The organism is Spirosoma fluminis (genome assembly GCF_054778895.1).
In genome coordinates this window covers 487,508-504,219 of the sequence record NZ_BAAGZD010000003.1, presented here as the reverse complement: position 1 = coordinate 504,219, position 16,712 = coordinate 487,508, and the positions used below count along the sequence as shown (strand labels likewise).

Genomic DNA, 16,712 nt, shown 5'->3' with positions numbered 1-16,712 from the left:
ATCTGACTCGATACTTTTTCCCGATATGAGCCAATTGTCTTTTTTGTGCATTGCTACCTTCTTCAAAGGTCAAGAGTTCATGCGTACCTGTAAAGAACTAGGCCATAACGTGTACCTGCTGACGGATCAGAAACTGGCTGATGCCGACTGGCCGCACGAAGCCATTACGGAAATGTTCTTTCTGCCTTCGCCCAGCAATGCGGCCGAAGATCTGGAACGCATGCTTGTCGGCCTGGCGCATGCTATGCGGTCGCGCTGGATTGATCGGGTTGTAGCCTTAGACGATTTCGATGTGGAGAAAGCCGCGCTTATCCGCGAAACCTTCCGAATTGACGGCATGGGGCAAACCACGTCCCGCTATTTCCGGGATAAACTGGCGATGCGTACGCGTGCCGCCAGGGCTGATATTCGGGTACCGGCGTTCAGTCCGCTTTTTCACGACGAAAGTATCACCCATTTTTTGCGCACAACCGAAGCGCCGTGGCTCATCAAACCACGTTCGGAAGCGTCGACAACGGGTATCCGAAAGGTTCACTCGCTGGAAGAAGCCTGGGATGCTGTGCATGCGCTGGGCGATCAGCGGTACCAGTACCTGATCGAAGAGTTTAAACCGGGTAAAGTTTACCACGTCGACAGCTTATCGGTGGAGGGCCGGGCGGTATTCAGCCGGGTGAGTCAGTATCTGGCTACGCCGATGGAAGTGGCACATGGCGGTGGGGTATTTCGGACCACTACGTTAGCCGACGATGAGCTGGAAGCCACGGCGTTACGTCAGTTGAACAACCAGGTACTGGAAGCGTTCGGAATGCGCTACAGTGCCTCACATTCAGAGTATATTCGGGGCGATCACGACGGCGAACTGTATTTTCTGGAAACGGCTTCCCGGGTTGGTGGCGCGCACATTGCTGAGATGGTTGAGGCTGCGTCGGGCGTGAACCTATGGCGGGAGTGGGCGAAGCTCGAAACGGCGATGGCGTTGAAAGAACATTACGTACCACCGGTTAACGAGCCGCATCACGCCGGATTAATTGTTTCGCTGGCCCGGCAGCAGTGGCCCGATCTGGCCGGTTTTACCGAGCCCGAAATCTGGTGGCGTATGCATAAGGAGTATCACGTCGGCCTGATCGTTCGTTCCGATGACCGAAGCCGAGTTCTAGAGTTACTGGACGATTATATGCGCCGGATCAACGACGATTTCCACGCGTCGGCACCGGTGCCCAATAAGGCAACGAGCTAGAGGTCTACGCTTTGGGTTCGATCAAATCCCACAGGTTGCCATATAAATCTTCGAATACCGCCACAGTGCCATAAGGCTCTTCGGCAGGCTGGCGCACAAACCGAACGCCCTTTTCGAGCATGGTGTTGTAATCCCGCCAGAAGTCGTCGGTATGCATGAACAGGAAAACGCGCCCGCCAGTCTGGTTACCGATGCGACTTCGCTGTTCGTTGCCAACGCCTTTGGCAAGCAGCAGTCCGCAGGAACTTTCGCCTTGTGGTGCTACCCGAACCCAGCGTTTGGTATCGCTCAGGCGGGTATCTTCCAAAAGAACGAAATTGAGTTGTTGGGTATAAAACTGGATGGCTTCGTCGTAATCGTCGACGACTAAAGCCAGTTGAATAAGCCGTTGGTTCATTTTTTGTCAATCTTTTCTAATAACCCCACCATCATCTCCTTGAAATAATCGCCATTATACGGGCCGAACCAGTTCATGTCGCGGGTTTCGTAGGTCGTGCGGTTGTAATATTTATCGGGTGTTACGTAGCCAATGTAGCCGCCGTCGAAGCTGGTAACCATTACGTTAAGTCCTTTCTGGTTCGCTACGGGATTTATCTCGGCGGCTAACTCGCCCGAAAAGTCGCAGGGTGTACCGAGCAAAACTGTCTGGCCGATACGTAGCGCTTTTAAGTCTGATGGGTAATCGCCGTAGACCGCGTAGAATAGCCAGGGGCGAACCCGCCAGTTGCCAATTACACGCGGATGGGGTTCGCGCAAATCCAGTGGTAAGGTTAGTATAGCCAGGGCGCTGTCGGGTTTGGTTTGAATCTGCGGTACGGTACGTTCGATACGGGCGGCTAAATCACCCGCGTAGTTCCGTATCTCCTGGAAGTCGGTGCTGCCCCGCGCTTTTGGACCGGTGCTGCCCACGGCTCCGGCCATAAACACGGCAAAGTCGGCCGACTTCTTCTCTAACCGATCCACCAGCGATCCCGGATAATCGCGACTCAAGTATTCGCCCCTATCACCTTCAAATAACGTAGCATGACCCGCAAACGAACAAAGTAAGGCCGACTCACCCGTATTCTTCTGGATTTTGAGCAGACGTATCTGCCCATCAAGTGGTCCGGTTGGGCCCGAAAAACCAATGCGGTTATAGATATGATCGCTGGCGTCGGTCTGGCCGAACCCAACGGTGACTGGTGCCATATTCCCCTGCGCCGTGCGAATCGCTTTCAAAATGCCGTCGGTAATGCGCGTAACAATTTTTTCGTCATACCCGCCGGCAATCAACTGACCGACAATGCCCGGTGCCCAGCCCCCAACGCTGTTGTGCGAGTGAATTGCCCCCGTGTATACATTCTCCCAACGCAGTCCAACTTCCGGGAGCCGTTTCTTGAGCGCTTCGGTTACGGTCGGTGGCGTGATGAGCAGGTCGAGTCCGATAATAGCGGCTTTCGTTGTTCCGTTATCCAGCACAATTGCCCTGGCGAAAATCGAATCGCTGACAATCTGCCAGTGTTTACCCCGCCGGGCACCGTAGCCACCCGTGGGTGTTGTATAGGGCGGGGTAATATTTGTTTTCGCCCAGCCCGCCCAAAGTGGCGCTTTACCCGGTTGGGGGAGAGATAGTTGGGCAAGCCGCTGTTTGGTCTGGGTGTAGTACGGCATCTGCTGATAAGGGGTCTCATCGACAGGTGCCAGGCTTACTGCCAGAAAAAGGAGCAGGAAAATAACTATTCCTGCAAGGACTTTGAAGAGTGTACGGAGGACGTTCATACCGGCTTGGCCGACGCAGTAAAATGAGCTGCAAGCAACAAAAAAAGGACTGGATGAAAAAGCCACAAACAAAAAGGCACCAAAGAATATCCCTGGTGCCTTTCAATGATCTACCGGTTTCCCGGCTCCTCAAACTAACCTTTACTATTATCGTTTCTCACTGCCTGAACAGTGATGCTAAAGTCATTTTCCCGTATATACGAAAGCCGATGTAGTCTGGATTTCGTATCGAATAAAAAATTTTATTAACCCAAAAAAGGCTTTGCTATCGCCAGCACCTGATCCTTTGTCAGTGGCTCATCGAATGCTTCGCGGAGGGCGTCGTCTGACTTGCCCAGGTTCAGGGCTTTCAGATCAACCCCACCCTGATTGAACGTAGTCTGAGCGGTGTTGGACACCCATCCTTTCTGACCGCGCAGCCGCCGGACTTCCGATGCGTGACGGGCCTCTACCGAGTGAATCTGCAAGGCAGTCTGCAGGATGGCTTTATCGTTGATTAAAGTGCCGGCCTGACCTTTGTAGGCCTGCACACCCGTATCTTCCAATGCCTGCGCCAGACCCAGAAAGGTTTGGTAGTTCGTAAACGCATCAGCGGGAAACTTAAAAGTTGGCTTAGCAACAGCCGCTGCCCCTAATGCTCCTCTCAGCAGATTCACGTGAGCAGTTTCGTGCTTACCGATCTGAGTGAAAATGGCACGGTCGGCCGCTGGAATCAGATTCGCAGCTGCCAGCGCATTCTTGTAAAACTCATCTTCGAGGTACTCGAGCGTCAGAGCGAAATTCACTACGTCGACCGCAGCCTGCGAGGGAGCACCCGATTGCGCAAAGGCCTGATTTGCCGTAGCAGCGAAGAATGCCGGTGCAGCTGCACTGGCCAGCTTCGTGCCGTATTTGAACAGATTCCGGCGCGAATAGAAGCTATACCGTTCGCTCGCTTCGGAATCAACTTTTTCTATTTCTGAAATTATAGTTAACAGATTCATGATGCTATGTCAGGTTTACATGGGAAGATTAGCCGCCGTGATCGTCGTTTTAACGAACTTCTGAGCGGTTGGCAGAATGGCCGACGGTTTATCGGCTTTGTCGAGACCGGTTGCTACGGCCACGACGTCATCACCAGCGAAGTCTGCTGATTTAGGATTGAGCAGGTCGCGGATAGCCGCTGCGTGACGAGCTTCTACCGATACAATCTTCCCGGCCAGCAACAGGTAATTCGGGTCTTTAATGAGGTTGCCTGCGCCGTTGTAGGCCGATACGCCCAGATCTTCGAACGCTTTAGCCGTACCCAGCACGCTGGCCCGGTCGCTGAAGTTCACCGAACTGAAATCAGGCGTTAGCCCCGCAATGGCCATTGAGCCAAGGGCAGCCTTGAAAAACTCGCGGTGAATAATTTCGTGATCGCGGATATCGGTCAGCAACTGGCGTTCGGCATCCGTAATTCCCGTATACGGAGTGGTAATCACCTGCGTGTAAAAGGCGGCTTCCAGTTGCTCCAGCGCGTAGGCATAGTTCAGAATACCTACATCGCCCGTACCTAAATCAACGGCTGTGGTTGCAGGTGGTACGTTCGGATTATCGTCTTTGCTGCAAGATGCTAACAAGGCTCCACCGGCAGTGATCGCGCCAGCATAGCGCAAAAACAGTCGGCGACCGACCATGACCGGCTCCAGCTGACCTGGTAACATCGGCAGGCCTGATTCGTTTTGATGCTTACTCATTTCAAGATAAAAGTTATGTGTGCGAAAGCGCTCTTGTCGTTGAGGACTTTGTAAACACTTACGGCTACTCGCTGCGCTTGGATTTATTTTTTTGAAAGACCGCCGGAATTGATGGCTAATAGTGGCGTTTGCAAAGCGGTTTCCCTGACGGATTCGTGCCCCTTCTGTTACCCTTCAATTAGTTTATGATTTTTCTATGCAGAACCCAAATCATTTTGGCCTAACGGTCGGTACAGCTACGTAGGTACTGATGTGGCAACACGCTGGAGTTGACGTTATGAGAATGGATCGCCGATTGATTTTGATTTTTGCCATTACATTACTTGATATTATTGCTGCCAACGGGCTGGGGGTTATGGTGACCAAGTTCGTTGTCGCGCTTCCTAACAAGCCCGTATTACTCACTGCCGGTACGGCTCTCATGCTCGGCATCCAACTGGCTCTTTCGCCCGCCATTGGTCACCTGTCGGATAAGATTGGTCGCCGACCAGTCGTGATAGGTACGACCATAGCCTCCCTGATGTCCTCGCTGTTTCTGCTGCCGGTTCAGGCCTGGGGATACGTAGTGAACCGAGCGGCTAAAGGCGGAACGAATGGTCTGTATGCGGTGATGCGTTCGTCGGTGGCCGATATTACCGAGGGAAAAGAACTGATTAAATATTCCAGCCTCCTGAGCTTTCTGGTCGGGTCGAGTATAGTGGTCGGCCCGTTATTAACGGGGCTTATCCTGGTAGTATCGGCTGAAGCGCGTATCGACGCCATGCCGATGGTATTGTTCCTGATCGGGGTTGGGACTCTGAATATCCTGCTGGCTTTTTTCTTTAAAGAGACCAGCGATAACTGCGAAAAGGTCGATGTAGGCGAATTAACCGATAAGGTGGTCAAATCACTGAAAGTCAGTGAATTATGGCGGAAACTTGATGAAGCCGATAAGCAGGTTCCGGGAATCAAAGCCATCTTCATTCTGAATATGCTCGGAACGCTGGGCTTCGGGTACTACAACTTTTTTATTGCTTTCCTGACGCAGAGTGATCTGAACATGAGCCCGGTGGAGGTCGCTCATTTCTTTATGTATTTCGGCACGTTATCGGTGGTAGCGAACCTCATCTTCTTTCGGTATTTCGTAGATCGGGTCGACAAGCAAAAGGCCGTGATCCTTATTGCTGGCGTAAACATTGGCTTGCAGATTCTGTACATGTTCTCTGAATCGTCCGTTACGTTGCTGTACGTAGTCGGTGGAGTGGATGCCCTGACGGTGTCGCTGATTGGGGGGCTCATTGGCGGGGTGCTCACCGAAATCACGAAAGCAGGCGGTGGACAGGGCGAAATGTTTGGCAACATTCAGGCGTTGGGTGGACTGGCCAGCTTTGCTACAGCGCTGGTCAATAGTCTGCTTTCGGGGGTGAATATGAAGGCTCCGTTTATCTTTTGCGCTATCTGCTCGGGTATTGTAATCTGGTGGAGCCGGCGATTGCCCGATAAAACTAAAAAGTACACCGGTAAACAGAAAGACAGCCCTCAACAAGCACCTGCAAACGCGTAGCCGGTCTAATGTGCCGATTACTCCAGAGGCCGTAACAAAAATTGCAAAAGCCCCAGGACTAACCCCCATCCAATTTTCTTTATCTTTGCCCGCTACAATTGCCTTTATCAACAGCTTCTATGTTTGGAATGAATAATGCATCGTAATTAATCACCGTGCGTATAGTGGCCCGGCGGCATTATTCATTGGCTTTTATTCATTACACATTTCCACAATGCAGGTTCTTAAGTTTGGCGGTACGTCGGTTGGCTCGGTTGAGAGCATCAAGCAAGTTCTTCAAATCATCGAAAATCACCGCCGTGGCAACGAACCGCATCAAGGTGATCGCATTGCCGTTGTGTTTTCGGCAATGGGTGGCGTTACCAACCATTTGATTGAGATTGGTCGCATGGCCACGACCGGAAACACCGATTACATGGAGCTGGTCCGCCGTATTGAAGACCGCCATTTCAACGTCGTTAAAGCCTTGATTCCCATTAAGGAGCAAAGCAAGGTGTTTGCGCACGTACGGGGCATCATCAACGAACTGGAAGACCTGTTACGGGGGGTGTCGCTTATTCGGGAACTATCGCCCCGAACGCATGATCTGATTACCAGCTTTGGCGAACGCTTATCGACAACCGTTATCACCGAGTGTGTAAAGAGCCGGGGTATTCCGGCGCAGTATCTGGACGCGCGCACCATCATCAAAACGGATGCGCAGTTTGGCCAGGCTGAAGTGAATTACTCCTTGACCAATCAGCTTATTCAGGATCATTTCGCCAAAACGACCGACCTGCAACTAATCACCGGCTTTATTGGATCGACAGAAAGCAACGAAACCACAACGCTGGGCCGGGGTGGTTCAGACTATACGGCGAGTATTATAGGAGCCGCCTTAAACGCGGAAATGATCGACGTCTGGACGGATGTGGACGGGATGATGACCGCCGACCCGCGTAAGGTGCCCAACGCCTTTAATATTCCGACAATCACCTACGCCGAAGCGATGGAACTCAGCCACTTCGGCGCGAAAGTGATTTATCCGCCAAGTTTGCAGCCCGCCTTTGCCCGGAATATTCCGATTCGGGTACTGAACACCTTTAACCCCACCCACGAGGGCACCGTAGTGAGCCGAACGGCTGAACGGCGTCAGTATACGATTACGGGTATTTCGAGCATCGACGATATTGCGCTGGTCAACGTGCAGGGTTCAGGGATGATCGGGGTAGCGGGTGTGTCGGCTAAATTGTTCGGCGTGCTGGCAGCTCATAAAATCAGTGTTATCCTGATCTCGCAGGCGTCATCCGAGCACTCGATCTGTTTCGCCATCGACCCGCGCGGGGCCGAGAACGTAAAGGCCGTTCTGGACGCCGAATTTGCAACAGAGATTGCGCACGGCCATATTGATAACATCAGCATTGAGCGTGATCTTTCGGTCATTGCCACGGTTGGCGAGGGCATGCGCAAGTCGTCGGGGATTGCCGGCAAGTTGTTCTCGGTGCTGGGTAAGAACGGCGTCAACATCGTAGCGGTGGCACAGGGATCATCGGAGATCAATATCTCGGTTGTTATCAACAAAAATAACCTGTCGAAAGCATTAAATGCGCTGCATAATATCTTCTTCCAATCGGAAGCGCGGGTGCTGAATCTGTACCTGGTTGGAACGGGGCTGATCGGCAAAACGCTGCTAAAGCAGATATTTGAGCAGAATAACTACCTACGTACCGAAAAGCTGCTTAAGGTCTGTGTAGTTGGCATGTCGAACACCAAAAAGATGGTGCTTGACCCGAAAGGTATTGCGCTGGATGACTGGCACGAACGCTTGTTAACCGAAGGTGTAACAACCTCGCTGCCCGCCTTTGTCGATAAGATCAAGGATTATAACCTTCCTAACTCGGTGTTCATTGATTGTACGTCCGACAAGGATATTGTGCAGTTCTATGAATCGCTCCTGGATGCCAATATCTCGGTAGTGACGCCGAACAAGGTGGCCAATTCAGGGCCGTATAGTGAGTATCGCCGTTTGCAGCGGACGGCGCTGAACCGGGGTGTCAAGTTCCTGTACGAAACCAACGTAGGGGCTGGCCTACCCATCATCAATACGTTGCAGGGCCTGATCACTGCCGGGGACCGATTCCTGAAGATTGAAGCGATTCTGTCGGGTACGTTGTCCTATATCTTCAATAGCTTCAAATCGGGAGCCTCGTTTGCCGATGTTGTTCGCGAGGCCAAAGAAAAAGGCTATACCGAACCCGACCCCCGCGACGATCTGAGTGGTCAGGACGTAGCGCGGAAGATTCTGATTCTGGCTCGCGAAGCAGGTTTCCCTTTAGAGCCGGAGGACGTAACGATCAAAAACCTGCTGCCTGATTCGTGTTTAGCGGCCCCCACGATTCCGGCCTTTTTTGAAGAACTCGAACGTAATAACGCTTACTTCGAAAGCCTGCTGACCGAAGCTGAATCGAACGGCGAAAAATTACGGTTCGTCGCTGCGTTTGAGAACAATAAGGCGGTTATTGAACTACGTTCGGTTGGTCCTGAGCACCCATTTTATATGCTGTCCGGATCAGACAACATCGTATCGTTTACAACCGAGCGTTATAAAGATCGGCCACTAGTTATAAAAGGGCCCGGTGCGGGTGCCGAAGTAACGGCCTCTGGCGTGTTCGCCGACGTAGTCAGTATCGGAAGTTATTTAGCGTAAAGATGTTACATTCGATGCACGCTTCAACGCAACAGGATTATGAGCCGTCGACAGTTGGTAGAACAAGCTCTGCAAACCATTAATCAATTACCCGACGATCGAATCAGTGAGGTAGTTGATTTTGCAGCTTACATACTAAAGAAGCACGAGGAGTCGGTGCTTCAGAAGGGAATCGAACAATTGGTCAGGGCTTCTTCGTCGTTTGCCTTTCTGAACGAAGAGGAGGATTTGTATACTATTGATGATTTGAAAGAGCGTTATCAATGATCCAGGGAGACATTGTATTGATACCTTTTCCTTCACTGACTTACCGGGTAATAAAGTTAGACCAGCGGTGGTATTGATTAACACGCCTGCCGATGTGACACTTGCCTTTATTATAACTCAACTGCATTGGCAAGAGCCCACCGATGTCGTGATCACTCCAACAGGACTAAATAGGTTGAAAAAGCATTCATTAATCCGCCTAAGTAAAGTAGCAACTATTGACAAAGTACTGATTTTAGGCCGTTTGGGTGTACTTGATACATCAGGGTTAACAGAATTAACGCATAATTTACGCTTATTGCTTCAATTATAAAGCCACGCCAGGGGGCTTACTCCGGCTGGTTTTACTGGTCAGCCAGATGATTCTGTAGTACCTGACTTAGCTTTTCCTCAAAACCCGGGAAATCCATGGTCACACGTCCTTTAGGCCCCCATTCGATGTGGATGTGGTCGGTATGTGGCATCGTCTGGCTTTGTTCGTAGGGCACCGGGCCACCCCGGTTATCCCAGGTTTGCCGGTTCCAGATGACAGCGCCCCACTTAACCCGTGGTTTTTCGCTGACTAACAGGCGCACAATGGCATCGGCAAGCTTCTTCTGATCCGAATCATTCGCATTCAGGAAGATGTCGATTGCGCTGCCATCGTCGTGTGGGCCGTGGCCGGGGTTGAAAATCTCCATCCGCTGGCAGTAACCCGAGTCTTGGAAGACTTTAGTAAAGATACGCTTCAACTCTTTTGGGGCTGGCTGTTCCATGACTTTGTCCGAGTTTAGTTCACATATAGCAGTTTTTACCGCGTGATAAATGATGAGTCGCGAAAAGCAGCTGAATTGGAAACAGCCCCGATCAGGTGTTTGAAAGCCTCCGCTTAATCTGGGTATTAACCAACTAAAATGTTGTAAATTCGCAAGGTTAACCGCATTATGATAACCGAGGCCCATCAGCAATCTCTTATTGAACGCATCCGCGACATTGGCCACCCCGAGGCTGTTCGGCGGTTCTTCGGGTTGCTGAAGGAGCTGATTGACATTGTTAATCTGCCCAACGGCGATGCCCGGCTGGCGTTCGTCTCCGAAAAAGAGCGTACGATTACCGCAAACATCAATTTCTTTACAGCACTACGTATTTTTCGACCCTATGGTGGAGAAATCGAATACAGTCTGACCATTAAAAAGGATTGTCTCGAACGTTTATCCTTCTCGGAAGAGATAGATGTTGTTCCGCTTACCGAAAAATCCGACTACGTTTCCATTGTAGTCGGGCATACCGACGTTCACCTGATTAACAACCCTATTCTGCACAGATGTTGGGTTGATTGCCTGCTCGAACTGGCTGTTACGTCGAAACGAGGGCCGCACATGCTTCGGCATGATCCGTTGATCTATCAGGCGGCAGAAAACGATGGTTTACGGGAAGAAATTTTTAATCAGGCGGCTCAGCAAACGAACGAACGACGCTACTGGGTACTTCATGTTAACCCCGACCTATACGACATCACATCCGAATTGACGGCGGTGTCCTATTCTGAGTTCAGGGTATCGGCCAGCGTAAAAGATCGGGTGAAACCTGGCGACAAGTTTACGCTTTGGCGGTCGGGGAGCGATGCTGGCGTTGTCGCGTTTGGAGAAATAACGGATAAGCCGTCTTTACGTACGCGCGGCAAGGATGAAGACCGATTCGTTAAAAACCAGGATCGAATCAAGCGGGAACGCTGGGCCGTAACCGTGCATTATCAGGATAAGTTAATTGATAATCCCCTGAAGCGCAGCGAAGTACTGCACGAGTCGGTGTTGAAAGACCTCCGCGTATTTCAGAATCCGCAAGGCATAACCAGCACTGAGCTTACGCAGGAACAGTACGTTACGTTACGTCAACTAGCTAACCTCAACGACTACGAAGTATCAGAAACGGAAGCAGCGTATAACACGGAGCCCGAACTGCCCAATCAACCTTGTAACCTAATTTTTTTCGGGCCTCCGGGAACGGGTAAAACCTATACGCTACAGCCCTATTTGCGGGAGAATCATGCCAGTCTGATCACCTTTCATCCTTCATACAGCTACGAAGAGTTTGTGGAAGGTATACGGCCTGAAGTGGCTGGTAATCAGATTGCCTACAAAGTACATAAAGGCATTTTTTACAAAGCTTGTCTGTCGGCTATCCAACAGGCCGGATACGGTACGTTGGCCGATTGTCTGAACGATACGCCCGAGAACCGCAGCCAGAAGCTAAAGAAAGCGCCAGCTCATTATCTGCTGATTGATGAGGTTAACCGGGCAAACGTAGCCAGTGTGTTTGGGGAGTTGATCACGCTGCTTGAGTCCGACAAACGACTTGGTGCAGCACAGGAACTGTGGCTGACGTTGCCGTACTCACACGAGCGGTTTGGCGTGCCGATAAACCTGTTTGTTGTCGGAACGATGAATACCACCGATCGATCGATTGCCTTACTGGACATTGCGTTACGTCGTCGGTTTGCGTTCCGGGAGATTTTGCCAAATCCAGACGTACTCGGCTCCGTTGACGATGTTGACCTGCAACAGTTACTGCGGACAATGAACGAGCGGATTGAATATCTGCTCGACCGCGATCATCAGATTGGGCACGCTTATCTGGTGGGTGTTGAAACCTACACAGATTTGTGCGGCACATTTCGCGATCGGATCATTCCTCTATTGCAGGAGTACTTTTTCAACGATTGGCCGAAAATTCAGTTGGTGTTAGGCGACAATGCGGCCTGGGGTAAAGAGCCGGATCAGCGCTTGGTTTGGGTCAAAAGGAAATACACGAGTTCGGCAGCCAGTAAGTTGTTCGGTGAAATGCCGGATGCCATCGACGAAGTGATTACCTACGAAATTAATCCGCATTTACAACGTGGTGAATACGATCAGGTACCAGCCGATGCGTTCGTGAAAATCTACCAGAAGTAAGGCGGACAGAAGTCCGCTTTTTGTGTAAACATCAATATAAACGCAACAAAATCGGACTTCTGTCCGCCTTCCTATTACGTATGAAAGCGCTCGTTTTAACCGAATACAATCAGTTTGATTTGCAGGATGTGCCGAAACCTACCATTCGGCCAAACGAAGTCCTGGTACGTGTGCAGGCGGTGGGTATTTGTGGGTCCGACGTTCACGGAATGGACGGTAGCAGTGGTCGGCGCATTCCGCCGATTGTGATGGGGCATGAAGCGTCTGGAATCATTGCCGAAGTAGGTGCCGATGTAAAAGACTGGACGACGGGTGACCGCGTTACGTTCGATTCAACCGTGTACGCGCTTGACGACTGGTATAGCCGTCGCGGTATGTATAATTTAAGTGATGGGCGTGAGGTCGTGGGCGTATCAACCCCCGATTTCAAACGGCAGGGGGCATTTGCTGAATACGTTGCCATTCCGCAGCACATTCTTTACGCTATTCCGGAGAACGTCAGCTTTACACAAGCCGCTTTGGTTGAACCCGTAGCCGTAGCGCTTCATGCGCTCAGTCTAACACCGATTCAGGTCAACGATTCAGCGGTGGTTGTCGGCGCAGGTATGATCGGTCTGTTCGTGATTCAGGCCCTGAAACTGGCGGGTTGTGGCACCATCATCGCCATCGACCTGGATGACGACCGGCTATCACTCGCTCAAAAACTCGGCGCTACGCATACGATCAACGCCAAACAGCCAGACGTACAAAAGCAGGTACAGGACCTTACGCACGGACGCGGAGCCGATGTGTCCTTCGAAGTTGTTGGCGCTGGTCCGACCGTAAAAACGGCGATCGACTGCGTTCGTAAAGGGGCAACCGTTACGTTAGTCGGTAATCTGGCACCAGCGGTCGAGATACCGTTGCAGGCGATTGTTACGCGGCAATTGCGTTTGCAAGGCTCCTGCGCCATCAATGGCGAATACGAAGCTGCACTGGCCCTGATCTCATCGGGCCGTATAAATGTTGAGGCCATTCTAAGCGCTGAAGTACCGCTCGAAGAAGGAGCCGATTGGTTCAAGCGGCTCTACGACAAAGAAAAGGGCTTGATTAAAGTGGTGTTGAAACCCTAGGAGTTTACATCAGTTTACTCGCAGAACTTGTCTAATCAGCGCGTTTATGGAGCAATAGGTTGTCGCTGGTGCGCAGGAGCAGGGTATCTTTGTCAACCCGTTCAATAGACCATTGGGCGACACCTAAGTAATCGTAATAGCAGGCCAAATCGACGTATTTGCAGAATTCGGGTTGATCAGTTACGTAATCAAGCGAAAGTGTCTTTTCGTTACGTGTAAAGCGCCGTGGTATACAGCAACTGCCATCGCTGCCAGTATCTTCAAAGCGTATCTGGCCATTGGCAGTGAACGTAATGTAGGTGGTCTTCGTAACGGCTTCTGGTGCTTTCTTGCCAATCTGTTTCTGAACCAGTTGCCAGCGGTGATAAAGCGCGCTCGTGGAGCTAATCGAGTTATCTCGGCAGGCTCCGCTAACTAGTATCAATAGACTAACGAACGCAAAAACCTTTTTCATACGGGTATGGCGTTAAGGCGCTGGCTCATAGACGAGCGTGATTTTTTCAGTTATAAGCACTAGCTTACTGGAAGTGAGCGTCGAAATCTGCCACGTAACATCATTAAATAAGGGCGATAATATACAGTTGATACGTGCACAAATGGGGTCGGATGTATTCCAGATAAAGCGGATTGTGCTGTCGTTGCCTTCGAAGGAAACAGGCGCGCAGCAGTTATAACCCTGTTGACCGTCTCCAAATCTGCCGTCGCGCTGGAATGTTACGATACGTATGTATTGGTTCGTTACGTCTGTTCCATCAATGTCTGCCTTTATTAGATGCCACGTTCGATACAAGTGATCGGATACAGGCAGTACGCTTGCATCGTTCTTTTGGCAGCCGGGTAGGCCGATCAGAAGCAATAAGCTAAGCAGCCGACGTAGCATTGTTGTCGCGGTTTTGAGTAGATGACCCGACACTTGTGCATTTCGTTGGAATACAACATGGATTAATTATGCCTTCACCCATTCGTATTGCCATTATTGGCCCCGGTAAAGTCGCCCACCTTCATGCTAAAGCCGCACTACAAACCGCCGACACTGAATTAGTCGCGGTGTATGGACGCACGTATCAAAAAGCCGAAGACTTTGCCAATCAGTACGGGATTGCCGCCTACAACGATGTATATGACATGGTGCACCGGGAAAATGTGGATCTGTGCCTTGTCTGCACAACTCACCCGGCCCACCGCGAGCCGACCGTTGCGGCTCTGGATGCCGGAGCACACGTTTTGGTTGAGAAGCCACTGGCGTCGTCGCTCGAAGACTGCGATGCCATGATTGAAGCTGCTCGACGTAATGGGCGGTATCTGGGTACGATCAGCCAACGGCGCTTTTACGAGCCCAGCCAGCGAGTTCGACGCGCCATTGACGAAGGCAAGATTGGAAAACCTGTGCTGGGTACGATTCAGATGCTGGGCTGGCGTGATGAAAACTATTACAAAAGCGATGCCTGGCGCGGTACCTGGGCCGAAGAGGGGGGCGGTGTGCTCGTGAATCAGTCGCCCCACCAACTTGATTTACTGCTTTGGTACATGGGCGACATTGACGAGGTATATGGCGTCTGGCGTAACCTGAACCACCCGTATATTGAAGTAGACGACACGGCTCTGGCCATTATCAAGTTCAAAAATGGAGGTTTAGGTAACGTAATCGTCAGCAATTCGCAAAAGCCCGGCATCTTCGGGAAAGTACACGTTCACGGCGAAAATGGCGCATCGGTAGGCGTTCAGACCGATGGTGGCGCTTTGTTTATCGCTGGTATGTCGAGCATTACCGATCCTCCGGTCAACGATCTTTGGACGGTGCCCGGCGAAGAGGACTTACTGGTTCAATTCGTCGCCGAAGACACTGCTTTCTTCAATACTATCGACGCAACGGTTTATTATTTCGGCTTGCAAATCGCCGAATTCTGCGACGCTATTCGCGCTAACCGAACGCCCTCAGTAACCGGCGAAGACGGCCGCAAAGTAGTCGCTTTATTCCAGGCTATTTACGAATCAACCCGTACCGGTTTGCCCGTGAAGATGGCGTAAAGTAAGCGGTGCCGCAGTCAGCAATTTTGTCTACGACACCCCTCAAAACGGAAGCGGATTAGCCCATCAGACTAATCCGCTTCCATTTTACAGAACTCGACTACTTAAAGCGCCGGGTCTTGAGGAGTGCTGGTGTTATTGTCCCGTTCCGTTCGTGGGTACGGGAAGAAGTTGCGGTTACGCTCGGCACCCGCAGCACCAGGTCCCGGCCGATTGAACCGACGGCTGTCTTCCAGACGAAAACCCTGATAGGCCAGCTCAACATACCGATTTTTCAGGATGTCGAGCAAAATCGCATCGGCAGTTTGCGGACCGCTATAGGCCGGTAAAGCCGCGCCAACGCCGAATGCATCCTGCGCGGGCGTTTTTGTGCGCACTTTATTCAAAGCCGATACCGCTCCGGCTAAATCGCCCTTGCGGGCCGAGGCTTCTGCTTGTATGAGGAGCATCTCACCCGGCAAATACACCGGAATCGGCGCTGCGTTGGCGGTGTAGAAACCCGTACCTCGGTTTTGCGTAGCTGTGGGCGTTGCGCGCGTGTAAAACGGGACCCGTTGATCTCCAGCCTCAGGAGCAAATGCCCCCGACAATCCCAGGTTTACGTCGGTTGGCTCAAATACGTTCCGGTTTCCGAAAGCCGCTTCAAACAGCGGATTCCGTGTGTTGTCGTCAAAGTTGAATACCGATTTTACCGTCAGATTAACCCGACCTGCTGCGGCTAGAGCTTTGTCGTTATCGCCTGCGAACAAAGCATACCGGGCAATTAACGCCTGGATCGTATTCGGTATATCGACACCCGGTACAATTCGACTCGTAAAATTGGCGGACACCGGCGTAGCTGCTACCTGCGTGGCGGCTGCTTCTAAAGTACGAATGGCTTCGGCGAATACCTGAGCGCGGGGCACAAAGGCTACGTTGGTGCCTGTAGTGATGGGAGCCTGCTCGAAAAATTGCGCTAACGTACCGAGCGATAAGGCCCGAAAGATAGACGCATAAGCGACAAGACCACTTTTAGTGCCCGGATCATTATTGGCTACGTCAACGTTCGCCAGAATTAGCTCAGCGTTTGCACGGACCAGATTGCACTGTGTCCAGAGATTGCGTACAACGCCGTTCCCGTTGTTGACGTTGCCACCGCCGACGGATAAATTGGCTTCTTCGGTGTTGCCTACGTTCAGAATAAGCAGTTCGCGGGTGGTGAGCCCGGCTCCCGCCGTTGCGTTGTATAATACGCTGAGGGCACCGCCGGCCGTGTACCGGTATTGCAGGCCATTGGCCAGTGTCAGCAGGCCATCAATCGAGCTAACCGCCTGCGACTGGCTGATGGAACTTGGATTGAGATATTCCTGCTGTTTGCAGGCATTCTGCGAGAGCAGTAACCCGCTTAATATGGAAACGATAAACGTCTTTTTCATGATGGTAATCAATAGGCA

General features: G+C 51.4%; 16 protein-coding genes. 8 read left to right on the top strand and 8 right to left on the bottom strand.

Annotated elements, in window-relative coordinates; translation table 11 throughout:
• The first annotated feature begins 25 nt into the window (after positions 1 to 25).
• Positions 26 to 1,237 carry an ATP-grasp domain-containing protein gene (locus ACYVBJ_RS04100; RefSeq protein ID WP_460981017.1) on the top strand — a complete coding sequence of 404 codons (1,212 nt, stop codon included), beginning with the start codon at positions 26 to 28 and terminating at the stop codon, positions 1,235 to 1,237.
• Between the two features lie 4 nt (positions 1,238 to 1,241).
• Here the strand turns inward: ACYVBJ_RS04100 and ACYVBJ_RS04095 are convergent, their stop codons facing one another.
• From ACYVBJ_RS04095 to ACYVBJ_RS04080, 4 genes are all read right to left on the bottom strand, one after another.
• Complete coding sequence (locus ACYVBJ_RS04095) at positions 1,242 to 1,634, bottom strand: VOC family protein (protein WP_460981016.1); 393 nt, start codon at positions 1,632 to 1,634, stop codon at positions 1,242 to 1,244.
• Positions 1,631 to 2,995 carry a neutral/alkaline non-lysosomal ceramidase N-terminal domain-containing protein gene (locus ACYVBJ_RS04090; RefSeq protein WP_460981015.1) on the bottom strand — a complete coding sequence of 455 codons (1,365 nt, stop codon included), beginning with the start codon at positions 2,993 to 2,995 and terminating at the stop codon, positions 1,631 to 1,633. Before ACYVBJ_RS04090 ends, ACYVBJ_RS04095 begins: the two co-directional genes overlap by 4 nt.
• Positions 2,996 to 3,240: 245 nt before the next feature.
• Positions 3,241 to 3,978 carry a ferritin-like domain-containing protein gene (locus tag ACYVBJ_RS04085; RefSeq protein WP_460981014.1) on the bottom strand — a complete coding sequence of 246 codons (738 nt, stop codon included), beginning with the start codon at positions 3,976 to 3,978 and terminating at the stop codon, positions 3,241 to 3,243.
• Between the two features lie 15 nt (positions 3,979 to 3,993).
• On the bottom strand, positions 3,994 to 4,713 hold the full coding sequence (locus ACYVBJ_RS04080) for a ferritin-like domain-containing protein (RefSeq protein ID WP_460981013.1): 720 nt from the start codon (positions 4,711 to 4,713) through the stop codon (positions 3,994 to 3,996).
• Between the two features lie 283 nt (positions 4,714 to 4,996).
• Here ACYVBJ_RS04080 and ACYVBJ_RS04075 point away from each other — a divergent pair, with 283 nt between their 5' ends.
• The 4 genes from ACYVBJ_RS04075 to ACYVBJ_RS04060 all read left to right on the top strand — a co-directional run bounded on the left by ACYVBJ_RS04075 (position 4,997) and on the right by ACYVBJ_RS04060 (position 9,522).
• Positions 4,997 to 6,256 carry an MFS transporter gene (locus tag ACYVBJ_RS04075; protein ID WP_460981012.1) on the top strand — a complete coding sequence of 420 codons (1,260 nt, stop codon included), beginning with the start codon at positions 4,997 to 4,999 and terminating at the stop codon, positions 6,254 to 6,256.
• A gap of 214 nt (positions 6,257 to 6,470) precedes the next feature.
• Entirely contained in the window at positions 6,471 to 8,942 is a 2,472-nt protein-coding gene (gene thrA, locus ACYVBJ_RS04070; RefSeq protein WP_460981011.1) for a bifunctional aspartate kinase/homoserine dehydrogenase I, read from the top strand.
• A 39-nt stretch (positions 8,943 to 8,981) separates the two neighbouring features.
• Positions 8,982 to 9,209 carry a hypothetical protein gene (locus tag ACYVBJ_RS04065; protein WP_460981010.1) on the top strand — a complete coding sequence of 76 codons (228 nt, stop codon included), beginning with the start codon at positions 8,982 to 8,984 and terminating at the stop codon, positions 9,207 to 9,209.
• 94 nt (positions 9,210 to 9,303) lie between these two features.
• Complete coding sequence (locus ACYVBJ_RS04060) at positions 9,304 to 9,522, top strand: type II toxin-antitoxin system PemK/MazF family toxin (protein ID WP_460981009.1); 219 nt, start codon at positions 9,304 to 9,306, stop codon at positions 9,520 to 9,522.
• A gap of 31 nt (positions 9,523 to 9,553) precedes the next feature.
• Here the strand turns inward: ACYVBJ_RS04060 and ACYVBJ_RS04055 are convergent, their stop codons facing one another.
• Entirely contained in the window at positions 9,554 to 9,964 is a 411-nt protein-coding gene (locus ACYVBJ_RS04055) for a hypothetical protein (RefSeq protein WP_460981008.1), read from the bottom strand.
• Between the two features lie 168 nt (positions 9,965 to 10,132).
• Here ACYVBJ_RS04055 and ACYVBJ_RS04050 point away from each other — a divergent pair, with 168 nt between their 5' ends.
• Positions 10,133 to 12,139, top strand: a complete 2,007-nt coding sequence (locus ACYVBJ_RS04050; protein WP_460981007.1) for an McrB family protein — start codon at positions 10,133 to 10,135, stop codon at positions 12,137 to 12,139.
• Between the two features lie 80 nt (positions 12,140 to 12,219).
• Positions 12,220 to 13,251, top strand: coding sequence for a galactitol-1-phosphate 5-dehydrogenase (locus ACYVBJ_RS04045; protein WP_460981006.1), 1,032 nt, complete (start codon positions 12,220 to 12,222; stop codon positions 13,249 to 13,251).
• A 31-nt stretch (positions 13,252 to 13,282) separates the two neighbouring features.
• On the opposite strand, the gene ACYVBJ_RS04040 is transcribed toward ACYVBJ_RS04045, so the two are convergent.
• Entirely contained in the window at positions 13,283 to 13,705 is a 423-nt protein-coding gene (locus ACYVBJ_RS04040; RefSeq protein WP_460981005.1) for a hypothetical protein, read from the bottom strand.
• Positions 13,706 to 13,717: 12 nt separating this feature from the next.
• On the bottom strand, positions 13,718 to 14,131 hold the full coding sequence (locus ACYVBJ_RS04035) for a hypothetical protein (protein WP_460981004.1): 414 nt from the start codon (positions 14,129 to 14,131) through the stop codon (positions 13,718 to 13,720).
• Between the two features lie 68 nt (positions 14,132 to 14,199).
• Between ACYVBJ_RS04035 and ACYVBJ_RS04030 the strand changes: the two genes are divergently transcribed.
• Positions 14,200 to 15,279: a Gfo/Idh/MocA family protein gene (locus tag ACYVBJ_RS04030; RefSeq protein WP_460981003.1), complete on the top strand. Its 1,080-nt coding sequence runs from the start codon at positions 14,200 to 14,202 to the stop codon at positions 15,277 to 15,279.
• Positions 15,280 to 15,383: 104 nt separating this feature from the next.
• On the opposite strand, the gene ACYVBJ_RS04025 is transcribed toward ACYVBJ_RS04030, so the two are convergent.
• Positions 15,384 to 16,694, bottom strand: coding sequence for a RagB/SusD family nutrient uptake outer membrane protein (locus ACYVBJ_RS04025; RefSeq protein ID WP_460981002.1), 1,311 nt, complete (start codon positions 16,692 to 16,694; stop codon positions 15,384 to 15,386).
• Positions 16,695 to 16,712 lie beyond the last annotated feature (18 nt).